The sequence below is a fragment of the Nonomuraea sp. NPDC051298 genome, from assembly GCF_055586305.1.
Map to the genome: position 1 here is coordinate 182,713 of NZ_JBVJIM010000006.1, position 23,472 is coordinate 206,184.

The 23,472-nt window shown below is 72.8% G+C and carries 20 protein-coding genes and 1 tRNA gene; 10 read left to right on the plus strand and 11 right to left on the minus strand.

Going from position 1 to position 23,472, the window contains the following annotated elements; translation table 11 throughout:
* Positions 1-168: 168 nt before the first annotated feature.
* Positions 169-1,272 (plus strand): RNA polymerase sigma factor RpoD, encoded by a 1,104-nt coding sequence (gene rpoD, locus ACZ6S0_RS20415; protein ID WP_355347813.1) that lies wholly within the window; start codon positions 169-171, stop codon positions 1,270-1,272.
* A gap of 102 nt (positions 1,273-1,374) precedes the next feature.
* Here the strand turns inward: rpoD and ACZ6S0_RS20420 are convergent, their stop codons facing one another.
* The 7 genes from ACZ6S0_RS20420 to ACZ6S0_RS20450 are packed head-to-tail and all read right to left on the minus strand — an operon-like array spanning position 1,375 to position 9,622.
* Positions 1,375-2,181: a transporter substrate-binding domain-containing protein gene (locus ACZ6S0_RS20420; protein ID WP_465919724.1), complete on the minus strand. Its 807-nt coding sequence runs from the start codon at positions 2,179-2,181 to the stop codon at positions 1,375-1,377.
* Positions 2,178-3,539, minus strand: a complete 1,362-nt coding sequence (locus tag ACZ6S0_RS20425; RefSeq protein WP_465919726.1) for a hypothetical protein — start codon at positions 3,537-3,539, stop codon at positions 2,178-2,180. Before ACZ6S0_RS20425 ends, ACZ6S0_RS20420 begins: the two co-directional genes overlap by 4 nt.
* Positions 3,536-4,189 carry an FHA domain-containing protein gene (locus ACZ6S0_RS20430; protein ID WP_465919730.1) on the minus strand — a complete coding sequence of 218 codons (654 nt, stop codon included), beginning with the start codon at positions 4,187-4,189 and terminating at the stop codon, positions 3,536-3,538. The genes ACZ6S0_RS20425 and ACZ6S0_RS20430 overlap by 4 nt, the downstream gene beginning before the upstream one ends.
* Positions 4,189-5,472: a vWA domain-containing protein gene (locus ACZ6S0_RS20435; RefSeq protein ID WP_465919735.1), complete on the minus strand. Its 1,284-nt coding sequence runs from the start codon at positions 5,470-5,472 to the stop codon at positions 4,189-4,191. The genes ACZ6S0_RS20430 and ACZ6S0_RS20435 overlap by 1 nt, the downstream gene beginning before the upstream one ends.
* A complete protein-coding gene (locus ACZ6S0_RS20440) occupies positions 5,465-6,286 on the minus strand; it encodes a PP2C family serine/threonine-protein phosphatase (protein WP_465919737.1) in 822 nt (273 codons plus the stop codon). The genes ACZ6S0_RS20435 and ACZ6S0_RS20440 overlap by 8 nt, the downstream gene beginning before the upstream one ends.
* Before the next feature lie 31 nt (positions 6,287-6,317).
* Positions 6,318-8,459: a serine/threonine-protein kinase gene (locus ACZ6S0_RS20445; RefSeq protein WP_465919738.1), complete on the minus strand. Its 2,142-nt coding sequence runs from the start codon at positions 8,457-8,459 to the stop codon at positions 6,318-6,320.
* Complete coding sequence (locus tag ACZ6S0_RS20450) at positions 8,456-9,622, minus strand: hypothetical protein (protein WP_465919739.1); 1,167 nt, start codon at positions 9,620-9,622, stop codon at positions 8,456-8,458. Before ACZ6S0_RS20450 ends, ACZ6S0_RS20445 begins: the two co-directional genes overlap by 4 nt.
* 177 nt (positions 9,623-9,799) lie before the next feature.
* Here ACZ6S0_RS20450 and ACZ6S0_RS20455 point away from each other — a divergent pair, with 177 nt between their 5' ends.
* Genes ACZ6S0_RS20455 through ACZ6S0_RS20465 form a run of 3 tightly spaced genes read left to right on the plus strand, consistent with a single transcriptional unit; the run spans position 9,800 to position 11,735 of the window.
* On the plus strand, positions 9,800-9,958 hold the full coding sequence (locus ACZ6S0_RS20455) for a hypothetical protein (protein WP_465919741.1): 159 nt from the start codon (positions 9,800-9,802) through the stop codon (positions 9,956-9,958).
* A 32-nt stretch (positions 9,959-9,990) separates the two neighbouring features.
* Positions 9,991-11,265, plus strand: a complete 1,275-nt coding sequence (locus tag ACZ6S0_RS20460; protein WP_465919744.1) for an amylo-alpha-1,6-glucosidase — start codon at positions 9,991-9,993, stop codon at positions 11,263-11,265.
* Positions 11,262-11,735, plus strand: a complete 474-nt coding sequence (locus tag ACZ6S0_RS20465) for a hypothetical protein (RefSeq protein ID WP_465919748.1) — start codon at positions 11,262-11,264, stop codon at positions 11,733-11,735. The genes ACZ6S0_RS20460 and ACZ6S0_RS20465 overlap by 4 nt, the downstream gene beginning before the upstream one ends.
* A 54-nt stretch (positions 11,736-11,789) precedes the next feature.
* Here the strand turns inward: ACZ6S0_RS20465 and ACZ6S0_RS20470 are convergent, their stop codons facing one another.
* Positions 11,790-12,107 carry a YtxH domain-containing protein gene (locus ACZ6S0_RS20470; RefSeq protein WP_465919751.1) on the minus strand — a complete coding sequence of 106 codons (318 nt, stop codon included), beginning with the start codon at positions 12,105-12,107 and terminating at the stop codon, positions 11,790-11,792.
* Between the two features lie 126 nt (positions 12,108-12,233).
* Between ACZ6S0_RS20470 and ACZ6S0_RS20475 the strand changes: the two genes are divergently transcribed.
* Positions 12,234-12,305, plus strand: a tRNA-Asn gene (locus ACZ6S0_RS20475).
* A gap of 133 nt (positions 12,306-12,438) precedes the next feature.
* Here ACZ6S0_RS20475 and ACZ6S0_RS20480 read toward each other — a convergent pair.
* Positions 12,439-13,011: a hypothetical protein gene (locus ACZ6S0_RS20480; protein WP_465919756.1), complete on the minus strand. Its 573-nt coding sequence runs from the start codon at positions 13,009-13,011 to the stop codon at positions 12,439-12,441.
* 258 nt (positions 13,012-13,269) lie between these two features.
* On the opposite strand from ACZ6S0_RS20480, the gene ACZ6S0_RS20485 reads away from it, so the two are divergent.
* From ACZ6S0_RS20485 to ACZ6S0_RS20495, 3 genes are all read left to right on the plus strand, one after another.
* The gene (locus ACZ6S0_RS20485) at positions 13,270-13,653 is read left to right on the plus strand and encodes a hypothetical protein (protein ID WP_465919760.1); all 384 of its coding nucleotides are present in this window, start codon (positions 13,270-13,272) and stop codon (positions 13,651-13,653) included.
* A 256-nt stretch (positions 13,654-13,909) separates the two neighbouring features.
* Positions 13,910-15,040: a nitric oxide synthase oxygenase gene (locus ACZ6S0_RS20490; protein WP_465919765.1), complete on the plus strand. Its 1,131-nt coding sequence runs from the start codon at positions 13,910-13,912 to the stop codon at positions 15,038-15,040.
* Positions 15,041-15,089: 49 nt separating this feature from the next.
* On the plus strand, positions 15,090-15,866 hold the full coding sequence (locus ACZ6S0_RS20495) for an enoyl-CoA hydratase-related protein (protein ID WP_465919768.1): 777 nt from the start codon (positions 15,090-15,092) through the stop codon (positions 15,864-15,866).
* Positions 15,867-15,876: 10 nt separating this feature from the next.
* On the opposite strand, the gene galK is transcribed toward ACZ6S0_RS20495, so the two are convergent.
* Entirely contained in the window at positions 15,877-16,989 is a 1,113-nt protein-coding gene (galK, locus tag ACZ6S0_RS20500; protein WP_465919771.1) for a galactokinase, read from the minus strand.
* A gap of 43 nt (positions 16,990-17,032) precedes the next feature.
* Here galK and ACZ6S0_RS20505 point away from each other — a divergent pair, with 43 nt between their 5' ends.
* Positions 17,033-17,824 carry a 1-aminocyclopropane-1-carboxylate deaminase/D-cysteine desulfhydrase gene (locus ACZ6S0_RS20505; protein WP_465919774.1) on the plus strand — a complete coding sequence of 264 codons (792 nt, stop codon included), beginning with the start codon at positions 17,033-17,035 and terminating at the stop codon, positions 17,822-17,824.
* Between the two features lie 19 nt (positions 17,825-17,843).
* On the opposite strand, the gene ACZ6S0_RS20510 is transcribed toward ACZ6S0_RS20505, so the two are convergent.
* Entirely contained in the window at positions 17,844-18,389 is a 546-nt protein-coding gene (locus tag ACZ6S0_RS20510; RefSeq protein ID WP_465919777.1) for a hypothetical protein, read from the minus strand.
* A 122-nt stretch (positions 18,390-18,511) separates the two neighbouring features.
* On the opposite strand from ACZ6S0_RS20510, the gene ACZ6S0_RS20515 reads away from it, so the two are divergent.
* Positions 18,512-23,410: a tetratricopeptide repeat protein gene (locus ACZ6S0_RS20515; protein WP_465919780.1), complete on the plus strand. Its 4,899-nt coding sequence runs from the start codon at positions 18,512-18,514 to the stop codon at positions 23,408-23,410.
* Positions 23,411-23,472: the final 62 nt, after the last annotated feature.

Below are 23,472 nucleotides of genomic sequence, written 5' to 3' on the forward strand. Positions count from 1 at the left end.
CTTTCCTGATCAAACTCGGGCCAAACCTTATTGCGATCTCAATTCGGCAAAGGCGATCGCCTTACCTTCGGTGACAAAAATGGGTCTGCCATTTGATGGAACCAATACTGCAGACTGTCTCCCGTGGGTGCATCGGTGCTGTCAAGCGGACCGCCATCCGTAGATCAGGTGGCGGACCTCGTCGCGAAGGGAAGGGAGCGCGGAAGCGTAACCGTCGATGACGTCGCAGCCGCGCTCGACCGATCCGAGTTGCCGTCCGACGCGCTGGAACGCGTCGTGCGGATGCTCGCCGAGAACGGTGTGGAGGTCCTCGAGCCCCAGGGCGACGAGGAGACCACCCGCGCCGATGAGGAAGACGTAGGCAAGCGGGCGCCGACGAGCGATCTCGTCCGGATATATCTGCGGGAGATCGGCCGCGTGCCCCTGCTGACCGCCGAGGAGGAGGTGGAGCTCGCCAAGTCGATCGAAGCCGGCCTGTTCGCGGAGGACAAGCTGGCCAGCGGGGTCTCGCGTCTGGCCTTCCCCGAGTTCAGGGAGCTGGTCTGGCAGGGCACCCGGGCCAAGCAACGGCTGATCGAGGCCAACCTCAGGCTCGTGGTGTCGATCGCGAAGCGCTACGTGGGCCGCGGCATGTTGTTCCTGGACCTCATCCAGGAGGGCAACCTCGGGCTCATCCGGGCGGTCGAGAAGTTCGACTACACCAAGGGCTACAAGTTCTCCACCTATGCCACCTGGTGGATCAGGCAGGCGATCACGCGGGCCATCGCCGACCAGGCCCGTACGATCCGCATCCCCGTGCACATGGTGGAGACCATCAACAAGCTCGTCAGGGTCCAGCGCCAGCTCCACCAGGATCTCGGCCGCGAGCCGATCCCCGAGGAGATCGCCAAGGAGATGGACCTCCCGGTCGACCGGGTGGTGGAGATCCAGCGCATCGCCCAGGAGCCGGTGTCGCTGCAGTCGCCGATCGGCGAGGAGGACTCCGACCTCGGTGACTTCATCGAGGACGCCGACGCGGTCGTGCCCATGGAGGCAGCGGCCTTCATCATGCTGCAGGACCAGCTCGACGACATCCTGGCCACGCTGTCCGACCGCGAGCAGCGCATCATCCAGCTCCGCTTCGGCCTGGCCGACGGGCACCCGCGCACGCTGGAGGAGGTGGGCAGGGAGTTCGGCGTCACGCGGGAGCGCATCCGCCAGATCGAGTCGAAGACGCTGGCCAAGCTCCGCCACCCGACGCGCGCGCAGATGCTGCGCGACTATCTCGACTGACCGCGTACGACTGACCGCGTATCGGAAGGGGACGGCCGCGGCCGTCCCCTTCCGTCTGCCCGCAGGAGCCCGTTCATCGGCTCCCGGCTCAGGAGCGCGCGGTCACGAGCAGCCCTCGAACTGCGGCACCGCGATCGTGGTGAACTTCAGCCCCGAGCCGCTGAACCACTTGCGCAGCAGTTCCGCCGCGGTCCCGTCCTGGTACATGTCGGTGATCGCCCGGTTCACCGCCTCGCATCCGGGCACGTCGCCCTTGGCCAGCCCGATCCCGCTGCGCTGCTCGTTGAACTGCGCGTTGGCCAGCCGCAGCCCCGACCCGTCCCGCTTGGCCAGGCCCGCGAGGATCACGTCGTTGGTGGTGACCGCGTCCACCTCCCCGCCCTTGAGCGCCGCCAGGCACCGCGCGTAGTCGGGGAACGGCACGACCCGCGCCGCCACCCCCCGCTCCTCCACGACCCGCTGGGCCGCGTTCGAGCCCTCGACCTCGCAGATCCTGCGCCCTTCGAGATCGCGCACGTTGTCGACCGTCTCGCCGCCGCGGGTGAGGATGTCCTGGTACGAGATGTGGTACGGCCCCGCGAACAGCACCCGCTTCTTGCGCTCCTGATCGATCGTGAACGTGGCCACCACCAGGTCGGCCCGCCCGTCGCCGAGCACCTTCTCCCGGTCGGCGGCCAGCACGCCGAGGAAGGAGACCTCCTTGCCCAGCTTGCCGGCGACGTAGCGGGCCACGTCCACGTCGAAGCCCTCGTACGCGCCGCCGGAGCCGCGGAACCCGACCGAGGGCAGGTCGGAACGGACCCCGATCACCAGCCGGTCCTTGTCCAGGATCGACTCCTGCCCGCCGATTCCGCAGCCCGCCGCCGCCATCGCGGCCAGGACCAGCACCACTGCCAGCGTTCGCCTCACCGGTACTCCTTGAGTCGTGGCCACACTCCGGCGATCACCAGCAGCCCGATCGCGCCGATGGCGTAGGGGAGCAGCCGCCACAGGTTGTCCAGCGCGTCCTCGCCGGTCGCGATCGCCCGGTCGAAGGCGGTCTGGTGCGAGTCCGCCAGGCTCACCAGCGCCCGGTCGTACAGGGTGAACGCGGTCGTGACGGGCCCGACCCGCGCGGCGACCGCGTCGTCGGCCCGCCCGCCCTCGACCGCCCCGCGCAGCTCCCGGTCGGCGGCCTGGTACTTCTGGTACGCCTGGAAGACCTCCTCGCCCCGCTCGCCGACCAGCTCCGGCCCCAGTATGCCGAGGTAGTCCTTCGACCCCCCGGCGACCGCGCCGTGGTAGGTCGCCAGGTTGCCCGCGTTGTAGTAGACGACCGACAGCGACTTGTCCAGGAACGTGTGCTCGTAGGTGTCGGCCCGCTCCTTGTCCAGCAGGTAGCGGCTCTGGTCGCCCTGCATGCTGTTGCTGATCGCCCGCGTCTTGGCCAGCGTCAGCACCGAGTCGAACCCGGCCGCCTTGGCCGTCCGCAGCGCGGCCTCGTCCTGGGCGAGCACGTTCGAGCCGAAGAACAGCGCTACGGCGGTCGTCACGGTGGCGACCAGCAGCGCGGGGCCGAACACCCGGCGGAAGCGCCGCGCCAGGTACACCTGCAGCCAGATGAGGCAGCCCAGCGCCACCAGCCCGGTCACCACCACCGCCGCCCGCAGCAGCGGCACCGTGACGGCCTTCTCGTCGTAGGTGGCCCGCACGATCGTGCCGCTCTCCAGCGTCAGGTTGTACGCCTGCGGCAGCAGCACCAGCCGCATGAGGTCGGTGGCCTCGCGATAGGTCAGCACCACGTTTTCCGGCGGCGGCCCGGGAGCATGCTTGGCCTGCTCGTTCAGCAGCAGCGCCCGGGAGGCCAGCCGCTCGTACCGGCCGAACCCGTCGAGCAGCGACTCCACGGTCCTGCGCTCGGCCCGGTTGTCGCCCGACAGCTCGAACGCCTCCAGCAGGGCCCGGTTGGCGGCGGCCCGCTGCCTCTCGTACCGGTCGAGCGCGTCCAGGCGCTCCCGCGGGTACTCCTCGCCCATCACGAGCACGTTGGCGACCTGCGCGTCCATGTCGCTCAACGCCAGGTAGAGCCCGGCGGTGGCGACGACCTGCGGGCCGGCGTCACGGCCGATCACCCGCAGCCCGTCGCGGGCGCTCGCGCTGCCGACCGCGAGCGCCACGAACAGCAGGGCCAGCGAGGCCACCGTGACGCCCGAGATGACCCGGATCCTGCCGGGCACGCTGCGGCGGGCCGACGCCACGGGGGCGGCCCTGGTCTGCACCACGGTCACGGCGTGCCCTCCCTGATGGTGACCACCGTCCACGCGCCCAGGTGGATCCGGTCGCCCGGGCCCACCCTGATCGGCACGTTGACCTTGACGGCCCGGCCGTTCACCTGGGTGCCGTTCGACGAGCCCGGGTCAACCAGCAGCCACGAGCCGTCGGGCTGGGCCAGCAGCACGGCGTGCAGGTGGGAGACGCCGGGGTCCTCGGGCGGGCCGGTCAGGTCGATCTCCGGCGCCACGTTCCTGGCCCGGCTGCGGCGCCCGATGCGTACCTGCTCGCCCAGCAGCGGGAACGAGCGCTCAGGACAGTACGGCGGGAACGCCATCGCGGCCGCGTCCGGCCCGCCCTCGGCGACGACCTTCTCGTAGTACGTGCGGTCGGCGGCCGTCACGGCCTCGTACCGGGCCCCCGTCACGGGGAGCGGGACGGGGCCGCCCTGCCCGGTGAAGTCGTGGCCGCACACCTCGCAGAACTGCCCGGCACGCGGCGTCCGGCAGACCGGGCAGCCCTCCGCCGCGGCCTGCGGCTGCGCCTCCCGCGGGGAGTGGGACGCGGGAGCCGAGGGCTGGGGCTGGGGCGGCCCGGCCATCTGGGCGCCGCAGACGTCGCAGTAGTCGTCCGCGCCGGACGGGTGCCCCTGCGGGCAGGTCGCCATCAGCTTCCTTCCTTGCGCAACCGGCTGGTCCGCACCGAGCCGGTGTCCAGCTCGATCTCGTCGGCCTTGTCCACGTTCCCGCGCAGCCGGGCCGTGCCGGTGACCGGATCCACCTCCACCACCTTCTCCAGGAGCCTCGCGGTGTCCTCCCGGCCCGACTCGGCGGCGAGTTCGCGGGCCTTGGCCAGGCGGGCGGTGGCGGTGTCGACGTCGCCCATCGCCCGCGCGCCGAGCCCCTCCTGGATCAGCTCGTGCAGCTCGGCCTGCCCGGTGTAGTGGGCCACCTTCCGGTTGATCCGGGTGGACTGCGCCAGGTCGTCGGTCCACTGCGCGAGCACGTTGCCGCTGGCCACCACGTCCTGGGTGTCGGGCCGGACGAGCTTGACCCAGCCCGCCCTGATCTCCTGCCCGATCTGCCCCGGCGGCACCTCGACGCACACGTGGTATTCGCGCTCCTCCGTCCCCCACGACCCGGTCGGGTAGTCGCCGGTCAACGGGTTGACGTCGGTGCGCTTGCCGGTCAGGTCGAGCAGCGTGGGGGAGACCTGCTTGACGAACTTCAGCCGCGCGGTCTGCGGCACCCACACCCGCAGCGCCAGCTCGGCCACGGTCTTGCTCATGGACGTCTGCGTGAGCCGGCGGAAGTACTCAGAGAGATCCCCCTGATCGCGTACGAAGTCGAACGTGCCCAGCATCGCCTCGGCCACCTTGCGCAGCTCGGCGGGCACCCAGTCGTCACCGACGCCCAGGCTGTCGCACACGAACTTGCCGCTCCAGCCCGCCAGCACCGAGGCGAACACCTCGGGCCGCTCGTTGTTCTGCCCGTCGGTCATGAGCAGCGCGTGCCTGATCGCCGACGGGCGGGTGGTCAGCAGGTGGCCGGCCAGCTTGAGCCATTCGCCGATCGCGGTGCCGCCCTGGGCGCTCAGCCGGCCGATCGCCCGCTCGGCCTCCGCCCTGGTGGCCGCGCTCGCCTTGACCAGGCCGGCGCCGCCGGGGTAGACGACCCTGGCCTGCTCCGTACCGGCGACCACGGCGAAGTGCACCCCGTCGCGCAGGGTGCGCACGGCGGTGACGGCCGCCTGCCTGGCCTCCCTGATCTTGCCGCCGCTCATCGAGCCCGACGTGTCAATGATGATCACTTCGGCCGCCTCGGCGGGCGCCGCCTGGACGCTCACCCCGCCCGTCGAGCCGATGGTCAGAATCGCGTGCACCTCGCGGCCGTCGAGGGGGAGGAACTTGTTCTGGTCGATGTTCAGCGTGAAAGCGGGCTGGTCACCCATGCGCTTCTCCTAGGGGAATCAAGGCGATCGTCACGTTGTCCTGGCCGCCGGAGTCCAGCGCGTGGCGCAGCAGCTCGCGGGCCAGTTCGATGGGGCTCCCCGCGGCGGGGAAGGCGTAGCCGTCCAGATAGCGCCACAGGCCGTCGCTGCAGACGAGCAGCAGCCCGGGGCCCGCGCCGGTGAGGGTGCGCACGTGGGGGGCGACGTCGCCCGCGTCGGCGCCCAGCCAGGCGGTGATCTCGCCGGTCTCCACGGCGTCGTCCTCGGTCAGCGGGACGCCCCCGGGCAGCAGGTACGCCCGCGTGTCCCCGGCCCAGGCCAGCGTGAGCGCGCCCCGCGGCCCGGCCACGGCGGCGATGTACGTACAGGCGGGGGCGTCGTCCACCGAGGTCGCCAGCTTGGCCACCGCCCGCCCCGCCAGCTCGAACGCCTCCTCGTGCCCCAGCCCTCTGGCCAGCGCGTCCGCCGCGGTCTCCACGGCCACCGCGGACGCCTCGTCGGCCCTGGGCGAGCTGCCCACGCCGTCGCACACCACGGTCACGACCGAGCCGCCCGCCTCCAGCAGCGCCACCGCGTCCTCGTTGCGGCTGCGCCGCAGGCCCCTGTCGGTCAGCGCCGCCGCGCCGCCGCCGAGCACGGTCTCGGCGTGGTCCCTGCCGGTCGGCTGGCGTACGCCGCAGCGCTCGCAGTAGCCCTCCGCGTCCACGGCCTGCGCCCCGCACGAGGCGCAGGCGGGGGCGCCCAGGGTGTGGCCGCACGCCTCGCAGTACGTGTCGCCCGCCACCACGGGAGCCTCACACAGCGGGCAGTTCACGGCCCCCACCTCTCATGATCACGTTTTCTGTTCACAGCCAGGTCCGCGGCCGTACGGCGTTCGCCCGGTCGATCAGGGCGTGGCGTTCCTGGCGCGACTCCGCGGCGACCGCCAGCCTGCGGAAGAGGGACTCCAGCCGCCGGCGCAGCCCCTGCTCGGTGAACGGCGCGTCGGCCAGCCGCAGGTCCTTCGGCGGCGGGCTGGTCTCCAGCCACGTCAGCGCCCCGCCCAGCACCTCGGCGGTGAGCAGGTCGCGGCGGCGCGGGTCGAGGGCGCTCTGGCCGGCCACCCGCTCGGCCGCGGCCACCAGGTCGGACGGTCGCAGGGCGGCCACGTCAGGACGGCGCACCACCGAGGCGGCCAGCGCCACCTGGGCCGCCACCCGGTAGACGGACGTCGCGGGCACCTCGTCCAGCACGCTCATCCGGCCCGACCTGGCCAGCCCGAACGCCGCGCTGACGTAGGAGCGGTCGGTGCGCCAGACGACGTCGTACCAGGCGGCCGCCGGCCTGCCCGCGCACTCCAGCGCGAACGCCAGCGCCAGCTTGGGCGCCGTCTCGCCCGGCAACATCGACAGGCACGCGTTGAACAGCGGCACCGCCTCGTCCGCCCGCCCGGTGGCCAGCGCGAGCACGCCGCGGTACCACGTGACGCGCCAGTCGCCGGGCAGCTCCCGGTCCAACTCGTTCAGCACGACGGGGGTCTCGGCCGCGCCCTCCTCGGCCAGCAGCCTGACCCGCATCAGCCTGGTCTCGGGGGTCGGCGGCATCGCGGCGAGCTGGTCGACCAGGTCCCTGCCGTCCCGCCCGAGCAGCCCGGCCAGCGCGCCCGCGGCCGGGTCGGCCGGGTGCACCAGCGGCACCGGCAGCGCCGCCGCGACCGCCGCCGGGTCGAGCGGCCCGAACACCTGGTCGTCCTCGTCCGACAGCGCCGTGCCGACCGCCGTGCGCTCCGGCCCGAACAACGTCGACAGCGCAGGGTACGGCACCCCGTCATCGAGCGCGCTGACCTCCCGCAGCACGCCGACGAGCTGCTCCTCCATCTCCTCCGCGCTCTGGAACCGGTCGGCCGGGTTCGCCGCGGTCGCCTTGCGCAGCAGCCGGGTGAACGACGGATGCCCGCAGTCCACCGGCAGCGGGTTGGGCACCCCGCCCTTGGCCGGGCTGAACCCGGGGATCGCCAGCACCGCCAGCGTCCTGGCCACCGTGTAGAGGTCGGAGGCCACCGACGACGGCCGGCTCTCCAGCTCGGGGGCGTGGTAGCCGGGCGTGACCCACGACGAGCCCACCGGCGAGCCGAACGGCTGCACCGCGCCCAGGTCGATGACCTTGAGCCGCTTGCCGACCCTGATCACGTTCGCCGGCTTGAGGTCGCAGTAGACCAGTCCGTTCTCGTGCAGGTAGGCGAAGGCGTGCAGGATCTCCCTGCCGTACATCAGCGCCTCGCGCAGCGGCAGGGTGCCCTGGCGGCGCAGCTCGTGCAGCGACTGCCCGCCGACGTACTCCATGACGATGTAGCCGAGCCCGGCCGAGCGCTGGAAGTTGAAGATCTTGACGATGTTGGGGTGGTCGACACTGGTCAGGAACTTCCGCTCGGCCTCCGCCGCCGCCAGCGCCTCGGCGTCCATGGTGTTGAGCAGGCCCTTGAGCACCACCCACCGGCCGTCGAGGTTCTCGTCGGAGGCCAGGTAGATCCAGCCGAGCCCGCCGTGCGCCAGGCAGCCCAGCACCTGGTACTGGCCCGCCACCAGATCGTCCTTGGCCAGCTTGGGGGTGAAGGAGAACTGCGTGCGGCAGTGCGGGCAGAACCCGTCCGTCAGCCCCGGACGGCCCTCGCGCGAGCGGCCCACCGGCTGCCCGCAGGCGGAGTTGGCGCAGTAACGCTTCCCCTCCGGCACCTCCGGGTCCGCCATCACCGCGGTGGACGGGTCGCGGTAGGGCACCGACGGCAGGTCGGCGATGGTGGCCAGCACCCCCGCCCGCGACCTGCCGCTGCCCGTCGGCGAGCTGACCGACCTGCTCACCGGCCGGGTCTCGACGGACTGGTACGGCTCCGGCGGCGGGGCCTGCGGCGGTGTCGTCGACAGCGGGGGCGGGCTCTCCGCCGTGCCGCAGAGGTCGCAGTAGCCCTCCTCAATCGTCCCCGTGCAGCCGGGCTGCGCGCAGCGGGTCATCGCGTACCTCCGTGGATCGCGCGCCGGTAGTCCTCGACGGCCGTGGCCGCCCTCGTCAGGTCACAGGGGGCGCTCCACAACAGGGCGCGCGCCCGCTCGTACAGCTCACCGGCGGCCGGGTCCTCAGCCAGGCCCTTGCGCGCCGCCATCGCCTGGCAGGCGCCGAGCCGCCCGCGTAACTCGTCGCGGCGGCCCAGCAGCCCGTACAGGGCCGTGGCGGTGGCCCGCGCCTGCTCGGCCGCGCGGCGGGCGTCGTCCTCCAGGGCCGTCAGCCGTCTGGCCCGTGACACCCAGGGGTCGACGGCGGCGTCGAGCGCGTCCAGCTCGGCGGACAGCGCCTCGACGCGGCTGCGCGGCTGTGCCTGCGGCGGCAGGGCGATCTTGACGACCACCGCCCCGTGGGCCAGCCTGGTCTCGCTCTCGGCCGTGCGTACCCGGTCGAGGGCGGCGGCCAGGTCCTCGCGGCGCCTGGCGTACTCGTTCCTGACCACGATCGCCAGCTCGGCCTCCGCGCGGGAGCCGGCCAGCAGGCGGGCCACCCGGTCGAGGTCCAGCTCGACGGACGGGCCGAGCGGGTCCGCGACCACCGCCGCGCGCATCCGCCGTAACTCGGCCTCCTGGGCGTCCAGGCCGGCGGACTCGCCCAGCTCGCGCTCCAGCTCCCCGATCAGGCGCAGGTCGGCGTCGGCGCCGTCGAGGCGGGGGAGCACGGCGCCCCACACCGCGTCGATGTCGTTGAGCGCCCCCGTGACCTCCTGGAAGGCGGTGTCCATCCGCGTCACGGCCGCGTCGAGGGTGAGCAGCTCGTCGGCCTGCGGGAGCAGGGAGCGCTGCTCGACCGGCTTGGCCGCGGCCCTTACGACGACGGACGCGCCCGACAGCAGCTCGGTGAGCCTGGCCAGCTCGTCGGCGCCAGGGCGGCGATGCGCTCCCCTGACCCGCTCGGCCTCGCGCAGCGCGGCCCGGTAAGCGTCGTACAGCGACCACAGCCCGGCCAGCGACTCCTGCGCCGCGCTCCAGCGCCGATGGGTCTCCCCGCGTAAGGAGGCGTCCTTCAGCACCTGGAAGGTGGTGTGGGATTCGAGATCGAGGAGGTCACCCGAGATGCGGTCGCGCTCGTCTGCCCGGGCGCGCAGCGCGTGCTCGGCGCCTTCCCTGCTCATTGGTGGTCCCAGGCTCATTCACGCTCCCCGTGAAGAGGCCCCCCGTGCCCCGTTTATACCGCCTCGACAGCGGTTTGCGCGGTTTTAGTTCCTTTGGCTCGGGGTGACCCCTGACTTGTCCCTGATTCAACCCCGGAGCACCTGCAAACCACTTAACGATCTCTTAGCGTAATGGACATGGGACGTGTACTACTGATCATCGCGGCCGTCGTCGCCGCGCTCATGCTGCTCGGCCCCCTCGTGGGCTTCGCCTTCACGCTGCTCAAGTGGGCGCTCGTCATCGGCGCCGTCGTCTTCGGCGGGCTGCTCCTGTCGAACTGGTTGAAGAGGACATAGCTTCCGCGGGCATCCGCAGGCATAGTTGGGTGATGGAGGCGCGGCCGGCGGTTGACGATGCCGCGCTCGCGCGCGAGGCGCTGGCCGTGCTCGACGCCAACTGGACGGGCGCCGGCACCGTGCCCGCCCCCGGCCTCTATCCGCACCAGTGGAGCTGGGACTCCGCGTTCGTCGTGATCGGCCTGGCCAGGCACCGGCCGGACCGGGCCCGCGACGAGCTGCTCAGCCTGCTGCGCGGGCAGTGGGCGACCGGGATGGTGCCGCACATCGTCTTCCACACGCGTGAGGCGTACTTCCCCGGGCCCTCGGTGTGGCGCTCCCAGGAGCACGCGGCCGCCCCCAGCGTGCTCACCTCCGGCCTCACCGCGCCGCCGCTGCACGCCCTGGCGCTGTGGTGGCTGTACCGGCACACGGGGGACGCCGCGTTCGTCAGGACGGCGTACCCGGCGCTGGCCGCCCAGCACGACTACCTCGCCGCGTACCGCGACCTCGGCGGCGCGGGCCTGGCCGCGATCGTGCACCCGTGGGAGTCGGGCATGGACGACAGCCCGGCCTGGGACGAGCCGCTGGCGGCACTGCCCGCCATCCGGCCCGGCCACCGCAACGTCGAGCTGGAGCAACGCCACCCCGACAGCGACCACGACCGCTACGTCTGGCTGGCCATGCGCTACCGCGACGCCGGCTACAGCCCCGGCTACCTGCGTGACGAGCACCCGTTCGCGGTCGAGGACCCGATGTTCAACGGGATCTGGCTGGCCTCCTGCCAGGCCATGGCCGAGCTGGCGCCGCTGGCGGGCGCCGACCCGGCGCCCCACGCCGAGCAGGCCGACCGCATCAGGCACGCCCTCCTCGACCGCCTGTGGGACGGCGGCTTCTACGCCAGGGACCTGCGGGCCGACCGGCTGATCAAGGTGTGCACGGTCGGCGCGTTCGGGCCGCTGCTGGACCCCGGGCTGCCCGCCGACCGCCTGCGGGCGGCCGTCGAGGTGCTGGAGTCGGCCAGGTTCATGGGGGCGACCGGCTATCCGGTGCCGAGCTGTGAGATCCGCGCCGCCCAGTTCGACCGGACGCGCTACTGGCGCGGCCCCTCCTGGGTGAACACCAACTGGCTGCTGCGCAGGGCCGCCGCCGTGCACTCGCTCGACCACCTCGGGCAGCAGCTCGCCAACGGCACCCTGCGGCTGGTCCGGCAGGCCGGGTTCCGCGAGTGCTTCGACCCGTTCGACGGCAGCGGGCGGGGCTGCAGGGACTTCTCGTGGAGTGCCGCCCTCACCCTCGATCTGCTCGCCGATACGGTGGTGGAATGAGCCTTTTCCGCCGGCTGCCCGCCGACGTGCGCAAGTCACTGAAGATCGAGCCAGGGGAGCGGGTGCTGACGTTCGCCGTCGCCGCCGACGGGCACGTGGTGGCCACCAACCTGGCGCTCCACCTGTCCGACGGGACGCGGGTGCCGTACGAGAGCATCGACCGGGCGTCGTGGGACGAGGAGGGGGTGCACGTGCTCACCATGGACGGCGTGCGGCGCTCCGAGCAGATCTCCGAGCCGCGCATGCTGCCCGAGACCCTGCGCGAGCGCGTCAACTCCACGATCGTGGTGAACAAGCACGTCAGCCTGCCGGGCAGGGGCGGGGTGCGGCTGGTGGCCCGGCGCCGGCCGGGTGGGGAGCTGCTCGGGTGGACGTTCGTCTTCGACGACGGGCTCGACCCCGAGGACCCGGGCCTGCGCGCGCAGGCCGAGCAGGCCCTGGAGGGCGTGCGCCGCAGCATGGGCGTGTGAGCTGCAGCATGGGCGTGTGAGCCGCAGGGCGCTGCCGATCCGCCGCGCGCGGCGTCAGTGGGGGATGCCGCTCTCGCGGGCCTTTCTGTCGAAGGTGTCCTCGTCGGGCCAGCCGGTGCCGGTGTCAGGTTTGTGCGCGTCGCCGCCGAGGAACGGGATCCGCTGCTGCAGCGTGCCCCCCACCTTCGACCTGGCCATCTCGGCCACCTTCGACGCCTGTGCCCCGACCACCCCGGCCGCCTGCTGCACCCGGGGATTGTCGGCGACACGCTGCGCCGTGCGCTTGATCTGTTCGTACCTTTCGCGTCCTGCCCGGCTGCCCAGCACGTAGCCGACCGCCAAGCCAACAGCGAATGTCATCCGATAACGCATTTTGAACCTCCGCTGTCTCCGGCCCTACCCCGCTGACGATGCGACACGCACTCCCGGAGTGCGCTAATCTATTCCTGCGCACGACGGAGGGGCCCAGAGCCCCGGCGACGTGCACAAACGGTCCGATCCCGCGTAGCTCAACGGCAGAGCAGCCGGCTGTTAACCGGCAGGTTATAGGTTCGAGTCCTATCGCGGGAGCTTTGACAGAGCTGAAAACCCACAGGTCAGGCCCCCTTCCTTTATCCAGGATAGGGGGCCTTGGTCGTTCTCGGGCGGCCGCGGGGCCACTTGATCGCCGTGGACGAAGCCCTCCGGGGCCCCGGCGGGGCGTTCAGATCACGCCCTTCTTCCTCAGATAGCCCATCAGCTTGATGCCGCCGAACGCCAGCGCGACCGCGATCACGACCAGGGCGGCGGCGGACGGCAGCACTCCCACACTGGAGCTGACCGGCGCCGCGTCGAGGTGCGCGGGCGTGGCGGTGACGGTCACGACGGTCTGGGCCTGGGAGGAGGCGACGAGGGGCTCCTGCGTGGGCTCGGGCGCCTGGGTGGGCAACGGCGAGGAGTCGCCGGCGGGGGGCACCACGGGAGCCACGGGTTGCTGCGCGACCTGCGGCTGCCCCTGCGTGGTCACCGTCACGGTCGGCTGCGCGCTGGGCGTGCCCGACGGCGTGGTGGCGGAGGGCGTGGCGGTGACCGTCGCCGTCTTGGTGGAGGTCGGCTTGGGGGTCGGCGACTGGGTGACGGTCCTGGTGACCGTCGGCTGTGGGGAGGCCGACTGGGTGACGGTCGTGGTGACCCGGACGGTCTTCGCGGGCTTGGGAGGAGCCGTGACGACTTCCGTGACCGTGACTGTGACCGTGACTGTCGGGGGCGCGGAAGGGTCATCCGGGGAGTAGAACACAGTGTTCCTTGCGGGATCTCCAGCAGAACCAGCCGGAAGCATACCAATTCAGCGCCGATCGCGTAGGGCGTCCGATTGGATGACGCAGTCAAGGCCATGGCGGCGAGATGAACATTGCGCCCCTTGGCGGTGGACGCCCGCGCTCTCGGGCTCGGTGACGTCCGCGAACCTGAAGATCACTTCGGGTGTCTTAAGCGTCGCTTCAGGTGCGGTGGGCGAGCCTCGGGGCTGTCGAAATCGTCTCGGGGAGGAGATCCCATGGTGAAGCGACGTCTCGCGATCGTCGTCACGGCCGCCGCGCTCGGGCTCGGCGGGATGGCCACGTCCGCGCTGGCGGACGACGGGCTGGTCAGGGTACACGGCGGGTCCGAGCCGCGCGGCGGGAAGCTGACGTGCTGGCTGAGCGACGGCGAGGTGGTGACGTTCTCCAGGGCGAAGGTGGCCGAGCTGGTCGAGGAGAGGTTCGTCGAGCCGGAACTGGCCGAGACCGTCGTCGACGAGTACGGCAGGGTGACGGTGCCCGCCGACCGGCTGTCGATCAGCGTTCCCGCCCGGGAGCTGCCGCGCAAGGCGGTGAGCAAGAAGTGGCGGGGCAAGCGCGTCGTCCACCTGACCTGCGTGTGGGACGACCGGCGGAAGTAGGCGGCGCCGTCCGGCGCCCCCGGGGACGGTTCCGGGGGCGCCTCCCGGCGATATCACTCTATGTAGTGTCTTGATGACTCGTTTTTGGATTCGCGGGACAAGGCGGGCCCCGGCACGGAAGGATGGGGCACCCGGTCGCTCGGGCCGGAGCCGCGGGAATTCATGAGGGTGGTGTGGAGAGGGCACCGCCGCCAGGACGTGTCGCCGACCCGGAATCGGCGGGGCGCTCCGATGACGGAGAAGTGCTGGTTGCCGCGTGCCTACCTGGATCAAGTCCCTTCGCCCCTTCGACGCGCTCGCCGCCCAGGCGGTGATCGAGCGCACCACCGACCTCCGCGAGGCGGAGCGCTTCATCAGGCTCTTCCACGCCGAACACCCCTCAGCCGGGGGCCTGCACGCCCGCCTGCGTGACGTCGCCAGGGACGTGGCCCGCCACGGGACCTACGCGCACACGTACGAGGAGCTGGCCTTCGGCGCCCGCGTGGCCTGGCGCAACAGCAACCGGTGCATCGGCCGGTTGTACTGGCGCTCGCTGAAGGTCCGCGACCGCAGGCAGGTGCGCACCGCCGAGGGGGTGGCCGTCGAATGCGTGGCCCACCTGCGCGAGGCCACCGGGAACGGCAAGATCAGGCCCACCATCACCGTGCTGCCCCCCGACATCCCCGCCCTGCGCGGCCCCCGCGTGCTGAACGACCAGCTCATCCGCTACGCGGGCTACCGCACCGCCGACGGCGTCGTGGGCGACCCGCGCAACGTCGCGCTCACCGAGACCGCGCAGGCCCTGGGGTGGCGGGGCCGGGGCGGCCGATTCGACGTGCTGCCGGTCGTCATCCAGCCGGGGCTCGGCGACCCGCTGCTGTGCAACCTGCCGGGGGACGCCGTGCTGGAGGTGCCGCTGGCGCACCCCGACTATCCGTGGTTCGAGGAGCTGGGGCTGCGCTGGCACGCCGTACCGGCGATCTCGGACATGTGCCTGGAGATCGGCGGGATCTGCTATCCGTGCGCGCCCTTCAACGGCTGGTACATGGGCACCGAGATCGGTGTGCGCAACCTGGCCGACGCGGACCGGTACGACCAGCTCGCCGTGGTGGCGGAGCGGCTGGGGCTGGACACCTCGCGCGAGCGGAGCCTGTGGCGCGACCACGCGCTGGTGGAGCTGAACGTGGCGGTGCTGCACTCGTTCGAGCTGGCGGGGGTCACGATGTCCGACCACCACACCGAGTCGCGGCGCTTCCTCACCCATCTGGCGCGCGAGGAGAAGGCGGGACGGGTCTGCCCGGCCGACTGGTCGTGGATCGTGCCGCCGCTGTCGGGCGGCGCCACCCCGGTCTTCCACCGCTACTACGACTCCCGCGTGCTCACCCCCGCCTTCGTCCACCACCGTTAGGCGGCCGGGCGGCTTGTCCCGCCGGGCCAGAACATGATTCTGTTAGCGCATGGCGGAACTCGTGCTCTCGACGCTCGACGACCAGGGCGTGCTCACCCTGACCTTCAACCGGCCGGACACGCTGAACGCCTGGACCGACGCCCTGGGCCGGCGCTACTTCGACCTGCTGGCCGAGGCGGAGGGGGATCGGCGGGTGCGGGTGGTGGTGGTCACCGGCGCGGGCAGGGGCTTCTGCTCGGGAGCCGACTTCGGGACGCTGGACGCCATCAGGAGCGGCACGTACGACGGGGTGCCCGATCCGCGGCCCAACACGTTCCCCACGACCGTCCGCAAGCCGATCATCGCGGCGGTCAACGGGGCCTGCGCGGGGCTGGGGATGGTGCACGCGCTCGTCTGCGACCTGGTGTTCACGGCCGAGGACGCCAAGTGGACCACGGCCTTCGCGCGCCGGGGGCTGGTCGCCGAGTACGGGCTGTCCTGGGTGCTGCCCCGGATCATGGGGCAGCAGCGGGCCATGGACGTGCTGCTGTCGGGGCGGGTGTTCACGGGGCGGGAGGCGTACGAGCTGGGGCTGGCGAACCGGGCCGTGCCGGGCGACGCCCTGCTCGGCGTGGCCCGCGAATACGCGCGGGAGCTGGCCGTCCACAGCTCTCCCGCGTCGCTGGCGGTGATCAAGCGGCAGGTGTGGCACGACTGGGACACCACGCTGGAAGAGTCCGCCAAGGCCGCCACGCGGGAGATGATCGCCTCGTTCGGGCGGCCGGACTTCGCGGAGGGCGTCGCCGCCTTCCTGGAGCGCCGGTCCCCGGACTTCCCGCCCCTCTGACCGGAGGGGGTCAGGAGACGCGGTGGGCGCCCTGGGACGGGACGGCGGGCAGGAAGCGGGGGGCACGGAAGCCGCGCTCCGCGTACGCCGCCGACACCGACTCCTGGACGCCGTCCAGCCGCTCCACCGGCACCAGCGCGATCGCCGAGCCGCCGAAGCCGCCGCCCGTCATCCGCGCCCCGCGCGCCCCGCCCCTGACGGCCGCCTCGACGGCGACGTCCAGCTCGGGCGACGACACCTCGAACAGGTTCCGCAGCGACAGGTGAGAGGCGTTGAGCAGCGCGCCGATCTCCTTGACGGCGCCCGCGCGCAGCAGGCCGACGAGGGCCTCGACGCGGTGGCTCTCCGTGACGACGTGCTCGGTGCGCTTGCGCTCGTCGCCCCGCAGCAGGCTGAGCGCGCCCGCCAGGTCCGTGACGTCGCGCAGGGCCGGGACGCCGAGCTTGCGGGCGGCCGACTCGCACTCGGCGCGGCGCTTGGCGTACTCGCCGCCCGCGTGCTCGTGGTGCACCCGCGTGTCGATGATGAGCAGGCTCAGCCCGTGCGTGGCCAGGTCGAACGGGATGGAACGGGAGCCGAGCGAGCGGCAGTCGAGGAACAGCGCGTGCCCCTCCTTGCACAGGGCCGAGGCGGCCTGGTCCATGATGCCGCAGGGCATGCCGACGAAGTCGTTCTCCGCCCGCTGGCTGAGCAGGGCCAGCTCCATGGGCGTCAGGCCGAGCCCGTGCACGTCGTTGAGCGCCGAGGCGACGGCCACCTCCAGGGCGGCGCTGGAGCTGAGGCCCGCGCCCTGCGGGACTTCGCCGTCGATCGCGATGTCGGCCCCCGCCACCCGGTCGCCCAGCATGGCCAGCACGCCGACGACGTAGCGGGTCCAGCCCGCGGACTCCTCGCGGGTGGCCATGGTGACCGGCTCGCCGGACGCCTGGAGGGACAGCAGGCGGACGACGCCGTCGGCGCGCGGGGTCAGGGCCGCGGTGACGCCCCACGGCACCGCGAAGGGGAGGACGAAGCCGTCGTTGTAGTCGGTGTGCTCGCCGATCAGGTTGACCCTGCCCGGCGCGTGCCAGACCGTCTGGGGGGACGCGCCGTAGGCGGCACGAAAAGCTTCAACAACGCGCATAATCGAACACTCCTCAACAAAGGCCCGACCGTAGACTAGCGCCATGGAGGAACTCCTGGATCCAGGGCTCGGCCAGGTCCGGGTGTTCATGAAGCACGACGACAACAAGCCGCGCAAGCTCAGGTACAACCTGGGGCACCACCGGCTGCTGACGTTCGGCGGCGCCTACTCCAACCACATCAGGGCGGTGGCCGAGGCCGGGGCGCGGCACGGCATCGAGACGATCGGGGTCATCAGGGGCGAGGAGCACCTGCCGCTGAACCCGTCGCTCGCCCGCGCGGCGGCCTGCGGCATGACCCTCACCTACCTCGACCGGGCCGCCTACCGGCGCAAGCACACCGAGGAGGTGCAGGCGCGGCTGCGGGCGCGCTGGGGCGACGACGTCGTGATCCTGCCGGAGGGCGGGAGCAACGCGGCGGCCGTACGAGGCTGCGCGGAGCTGCCCGGCGAGATCTCCGAGGACTACGACGTCATCTGCTGCCCGGTCGGCACCGGCGGCACGCTGGCGGGCATCTCGGCGGGGCTGCCGGAAGGGCGGCGGGCGCTCGGGTTCGCGGTGCTGAAGGGGGCCGGGTTCCTGGAGGGGGAGGTGGCCAGGCTGCAGCGGGAGGCGTACCGGCGCACGTGGGCGAACTGGTCGATCAACCTCGACTACCACTTCGGCGGCTACGCCAGGTCGACGCCCGCCCTCGACGCGTTCGCCGAACGGCACGGGGTCGAGCGGATCTACGTGGCCAAGATGCTCTTCGGCCTCCTCGACCTCGTACGCCAGGGCGCCTTCGCCCCCGGCACCCGCATCGTCGCCGTGATCACCGGCCGGCCTTCGCCCGGCTAGGAGAGCGGCCCCCGGCGAGTCAGCCGAGTTGGTCGAGGACCGGGGAGACGAGGGCGTTCAGCTCGCGGACCAGGACCGCGACCGCCCGGTGGGCGCTCTGCTCGACCTCCTCGTGCGGACCCTCCGGCTCGGGCGGCAGGTCGTCGAGCGGGACCGGGGCCTCCACCAGCAGCGTGGCGCGCAGGAACGGGATCCTGGCCAGGTCCTGCTGGGTCGGCTCGACGTACTGGCCGAAGGTCTCCTGCCAGCCCAGCCAGCCCCGGTCGCGCCACCAGGCGCGCGAGCGCCGCAGCTCGTCGGGCAGCGGGGAGACGACGCGGACCCGGGCGTAGAGGGTGCCGTCCCAGGTGTTGCGGTGGCAGGTCGCCTCCAGGACGCGGCGGTCCCAGCGGACGAAGCCGGGGGTCAGGGACGGCGGCGTGGCCAGCTCCCAGGCGGTGCAGGCGAACCGCACCGGCGCGATGTCGCCCCACTCGAACTCGTCGAGGTTTTTCCGCACGTGCACGGCATAGCGCCCGTCACGGTCTCTGTCGAACTCCTGGTCGATCCAGAACGCCTTGCCCATGAGCACTACGCTACGGCGCTCCCCGCCTCCCCGGCGGGCGGACCGGAGATCTCGGAATGCGCTGTGGCGGGAGTGACGGATGTGTAGCTTTTTCGCATTGCTGGATGACCTTGGAGTGAGCGATGACGTCAGAACAGCTCGACGCGGCCATGGGTTACTGGAAGGCGGGAGACCTCGACCAGGCCGCCGCGCTGTTCAGGCAGATCGCGGCCACGGGGGACCCGGAGGCGTCCCATCTGCTGGCCGGTCTGCTGTACGAGCAGGGGGACCTGGAGGGCGCCGAGGCGGCGCACCGGTCGGTGATCCAGTCGGGTGACCCGGTGTTCGGCCAGCGTTCGGCCATTGCCATGGGGATGATGCTGGTCAACGCCAGGGAGTGGGCCGCGGCCCACCGGGTGCTGGCGATCGCCTCCGACGGGGCCGACTTCGAGGTGGCCGCGCTCGCGGACACGGCGCTGGTGCTGGTGCTGACACGGTTGGGGGACGCGAAAGGGGCACAGGAGTCGCTGGAACGGGCCCGAAGGTGCGACAGCCCCGCCGTGGCCGAGCTGGCGGAGCGGCTGGAGCTGCCCGAGTTCCACCAGGACCCGGCCTCGGCCCGCGACCTGTACGCCGCCGCCGAGCACGAGGACGACTACCGCGCGCTGCTGACCTGCGGGGACCCGGAGATCGTGGCGCTGGCGGCGTTCGAGCTGTACCGGATCCACAGCGAGGAGGCGGACTTCGAGGCGGCCCGAGAGGTGTGCGAGCACGCCATCGCCGTCGGCCACCCCGACCACCGCGCCCTGGCCCACAAGCTGCTCGGCGCGGTGCTGGTGGACCTGGGCGAGTACGCCGAGTCCGCCGCCGCGTACCGGGTGGCCGCCGAGGACCCCAGGCCCGACCTTCGCCTGCCCTCGCTCATCGAGCTGGCCAAGGTGACCGCCGAACTCGGCGACGATGACGAGACCAGGGCGATCTTCCGCCGGGTGATCGCCAGCGGCCAGCGCGAGTACGTCGTGCAGGCCCAGGCGTGCCTGGCCCAGATGCACACCGAGGCGGGGGAGACGGCCGAGGCGCTGGCCGCGATCCGCGCCGTGCTGGAGTCCGGCGAGAGCGAGTGGGCCTCCATCTGCGTGACGCTGCTCGGCCTGCTGCTGGAGCAGCGCGGGGAGGCCCACGACGAGATCATGGAGCTGGCCCGGTTCGCGTCCGGGCATCCCGACCCCGACGCCGTGTTCAAGGCCACGCTGCTGCTGGAGCACGCGGCCAGGCAGCAGCCGCTGGCCGACCCGGTCGAGGAGCAGGCGCTCCAGGACACCGACGAGGGCCTGGCCCGGCTGCGGGACGGCGACCTGGCCGCGGCCAGGCGGTTACTGCGGAAGGCCGCGGACTCCGGCGCCTCCGGCCAGTCGCTGCGCGCCATGGTGGCGCTGGCCGAGCTGGAGCTGGGCGAGGGCGACCGCGAGCAGGCGGACGAGCTGCTGGCGTACGTGGCCGAGGGCGACGACGTGCTCCAGGGCTTCACCGCGGCGTTCCTGCTGCACCTGCTGCGCGAGTCCGGCGAGCGGCCGCACCCCGTGCTGGCCGCGGTGCTCGATCACCAGCGGCTGGGCAGGGAGGCGGGGCTGGCCCGCTACCAGGAGGCCGCGGCGCACCCCGACCCGGCGGTGGCGGCGATCGGCACCGCCGTGTTCGCGCAGGTGCTGGTCTCCATCGGGTACGACCTGTCGGACGCGGCCGAGATGTTCCTGTCGGCGGCGGGGAGCGGTGACCCGCTGGCGCTGTCGTACACGGCGTTGCTGGGCAAGGAGGTGCTGAGCGATCACGGCCGGGCGGTCGAGCTGCTGCGCGAGGCCAGGGCGGACGGGCATCCCGCGCTGGCGTCGTGGGTGGGGCTGCTGCTGGGGCGGCTCGTGGCCGAGGAGGACCCGGCGCTGGCGCGGAGTGCGTACGAGGGGGTGCTCGCGACCGGGCACGGAGGGCTGCGGGACGAGGCCGCCGCCGGGCTGGTGGACGTCTACGAGCGGCAGGGCGACGTGCCGGCCGTCTGCCGCCTGCACGAGCGGCTGATCGCCGAGGGCGACGGGGAGCGCGGCGCGCTGCCGCTGGGGTACGGCCGGATCAGGCTGGACGATCTGGCGGGCGCGCGGGCGGCGTTCGAGCTGGGGGCCGACGAGCTGTGCCGGTTCGGCGCGCTGGTGCTCGACCAGGACTTCGAGGCCGCGGCGCGGGAGTTCCCCGGCGGGAGGACGCACGCGATGGCCACCGTGCTCGTGATGGAGTGCGCGCACGCCTGGCAGCGCACCGGGCGTACGTCCGCCGCCGACGCGGCGCTCACGCTGGCGGTCGCCTCCGGCGATCCCGACCTGCGCCAGGAGGCCGGCTGCTACCTCGGGGCGCTGCGCGGCGACGCGGGCGACCGGCGGGGGGCGGTCGAGGCGTTCACGGCCGCGGTCGGCGACGACGAGCGCCTCAACCGGGTGGCGCTGCGTTCGGCGGGTGAGGCCCTGCGCGAGCTGGGGGAGCACGCCGAGGCGCTGGAGGTGCTGTCGCGGGTGCCCGGCGACGGCGACGACCGCGACCTGACGTTGATGGTCGGCGACTCGCTGGTGGCCTGCGGCCGGGTGGCGGAGGCCCGTGAGCTGCTGGCCGGCACACCCGGCGCGGCCCTGCTCCTGGCCGGCCGGCTGCACGGGCACGGCGACCCCGAGGGCGCGCTCGCGGCCCTGACCGCCGAGCCGCCCGAGGCGACGGGGGCGTCCGAGCGCCTGCTCGGCACGCTGCTGGCCGAGACCGGCGATCTGGAGGGCGCCAAGGCCGCCTTCGAGCGGGCGGCGGCCGTCGACCCGGATTCGGAGCCGCTGACCATGCTGGAGGCGGGCCGCCGTCTGATGGCGGGCGACGCGGAGGTCGCGCACTTCGCCCTGGAGCGGGCGGCGGCGCAGGAGGACGACCCGCACATCGCCGCCGTGGCCCGCCACCTGCTCGGCCGCGCCACACCCGAGGAGCTGCCCTCGGTGCTCGCGTGGGAGGGCGACCGGGCGGGCGCGCTGGCGGCGCTGACCGTGCGGACCGGGTCGGAGCCGCTGGCCGCGCTCCTGCTGGCGCTGCACGACGAGGACGCGGCCGAGGTGGGCCGCCTGCTCCCCGGGCTCGCCCCCGACGACCGTGCGGTGGCCGTCGAGGAGATCAGGGCGAACACGCCGGACATGAGCCGGGACCGGGCCGTGGCGTTCCACCGCCTGCTGGCCGCGCAGGGCGTGCCCGAGTCCGCACTCGACCTCGGCGCGCTGCTCGCGAAGGACGGCGACAACTGCCGGTCCGAGGCGTTCTTCCTGACCGCCACCGAGCACGCCCACACGGCCGGGGCGGCCTGGAGCAACATCGCGGTCGTCCGCCACCGCCGCGGGGACCTCGACGGGGCCGTCGAGGCCGCCAGGGCCGGGCTCCCCGACACCGCCGTCCTGGCCGCCGAACTGCTGGAGGAACGCGGTGACGCCGTGCAGGCGCGGAGCCTGCTGGCCGGGGCGGCGGCGGGCGGCGACCTGGAGGCCATGCGCCGGTTGCTCGTCCACCTGCTCGCCGCGCAGGAGTACGACGCCGTGGAGAGGGAGGCGGAGCCGGCCGTGGGCACCGGCGACCCCGAGACCGTGTCGATCGGATACTGGGCGTGGGGCGGCGCGCTGTCGGCCAGGGGCCGCACCCGGGAGGCCGCCGCCATGTACGCCAAGGGCATCGACGCCGGCCATCCCGAGCTGTCCCGCTCGCTGCGGCTGAACCTGGCCGAGGCGCTGGACGAGCTGGGCGACGCGGCCGGGGCAGAGCGAGAGCTGCGGCTGGCCGCCGGTTCTGGGCAGCCGGAGGTGGCGGGCACGGCGAACGTACGGCTCGGCGCGCGGGCGTACGAGGCGGGCGACCCGGTCGAGGCGGCCCGCGCGTTCGCCGGGGCGCTCGGCACCCCCATGGAGGAGACCGCGTTGAACGCCCTGGGCGGCCTCGCCGAGGAGGCGTGCGAGCGGGGCGAGCACGCGCTGGCGCTCCAGGTGCTCCCGCTCATGGGCGAGCACGCCGCCGAGCAGGCCCGCAGGCTCGGCGGGACGTGCGCCGACCCGCTGGCGGTGCCGCACTACTTCGCCCTGGTGGGCACGGACCCCTACGCGGAGCTGGAGGCGGCCGAGCGGCTGGCCGACCTGGGGGAGAAGGACGGGGCCCGCGCCAGGTACGAGCGGCTCAGCCGGCACGACGACCCCGACGTGCGCTTCATCGCCGGCGGCAAGCTGCTGGCGCTGCTGAAGGAGACGGGCGACACCGACGCCTTCTACGAAGTGGCCGAGCGGCAGGCCGGTGACGTCGACAGCCCCGCGCGCGGGATGTTCGGCGGGCTGCTGGGCATGTTGCAGGAGCGCCAGGGCGACACGGAGGCGTCGCTGCGCACGCTGCGCGAGGCGGCCGAGGGCGGAGATCCGACCACGCTGAGCGTGTACGCCCAGACCCTGGTGGGGGCCGGGCAGGTGGAGGAGGGCAGGCAGGTCTACCTGCGGGTGCTGGGGGCCGGTGACGACGAGCTGGCGGGCCGGGCCATGGTCGCGATCGGGCTGACGTACCACGAGGACGACGAGGAGCGGGCGGGCGCCTGGTACCGGCGGGCCGTCGAGGAGGGCGAGGGGCACGTCAGCGCGCTGGGCGCGATGTACCTGGGCGCGCTGGCCAAGCGGAACCGGGACTTCCCCGAGGCGCTCACCTGGTACCAGCGGGTGATCGACGCGGGCGACTCCGAGTCGGAGATGGCGGCGGCGCATCTCGGCGAGCTGTGCTACTGGCTGGGCGACCGCGACGGGGCGCTCCGCTTCTACGAGCTGACGCTGGGGCTGAGCGAGCGCCCGGAGCTGGTGGCCGAGGCGGCCTGCCGGCTCGGCGAGATCCGGTACGAGCGCGGCGACCTGGAGACCGCCCACCGCCTGCTGCTCAGGGCCGTCGAGACCGGCGATCCGTCGTTCGCACCGGAGGCAGAGGTGCTGCTCGGCAAATTCGTGAAGTAGCACACATGAACTTGTCGTTAATTAAATGACCAAATAGTCTCACCTAGTCAAACAAATGAGGT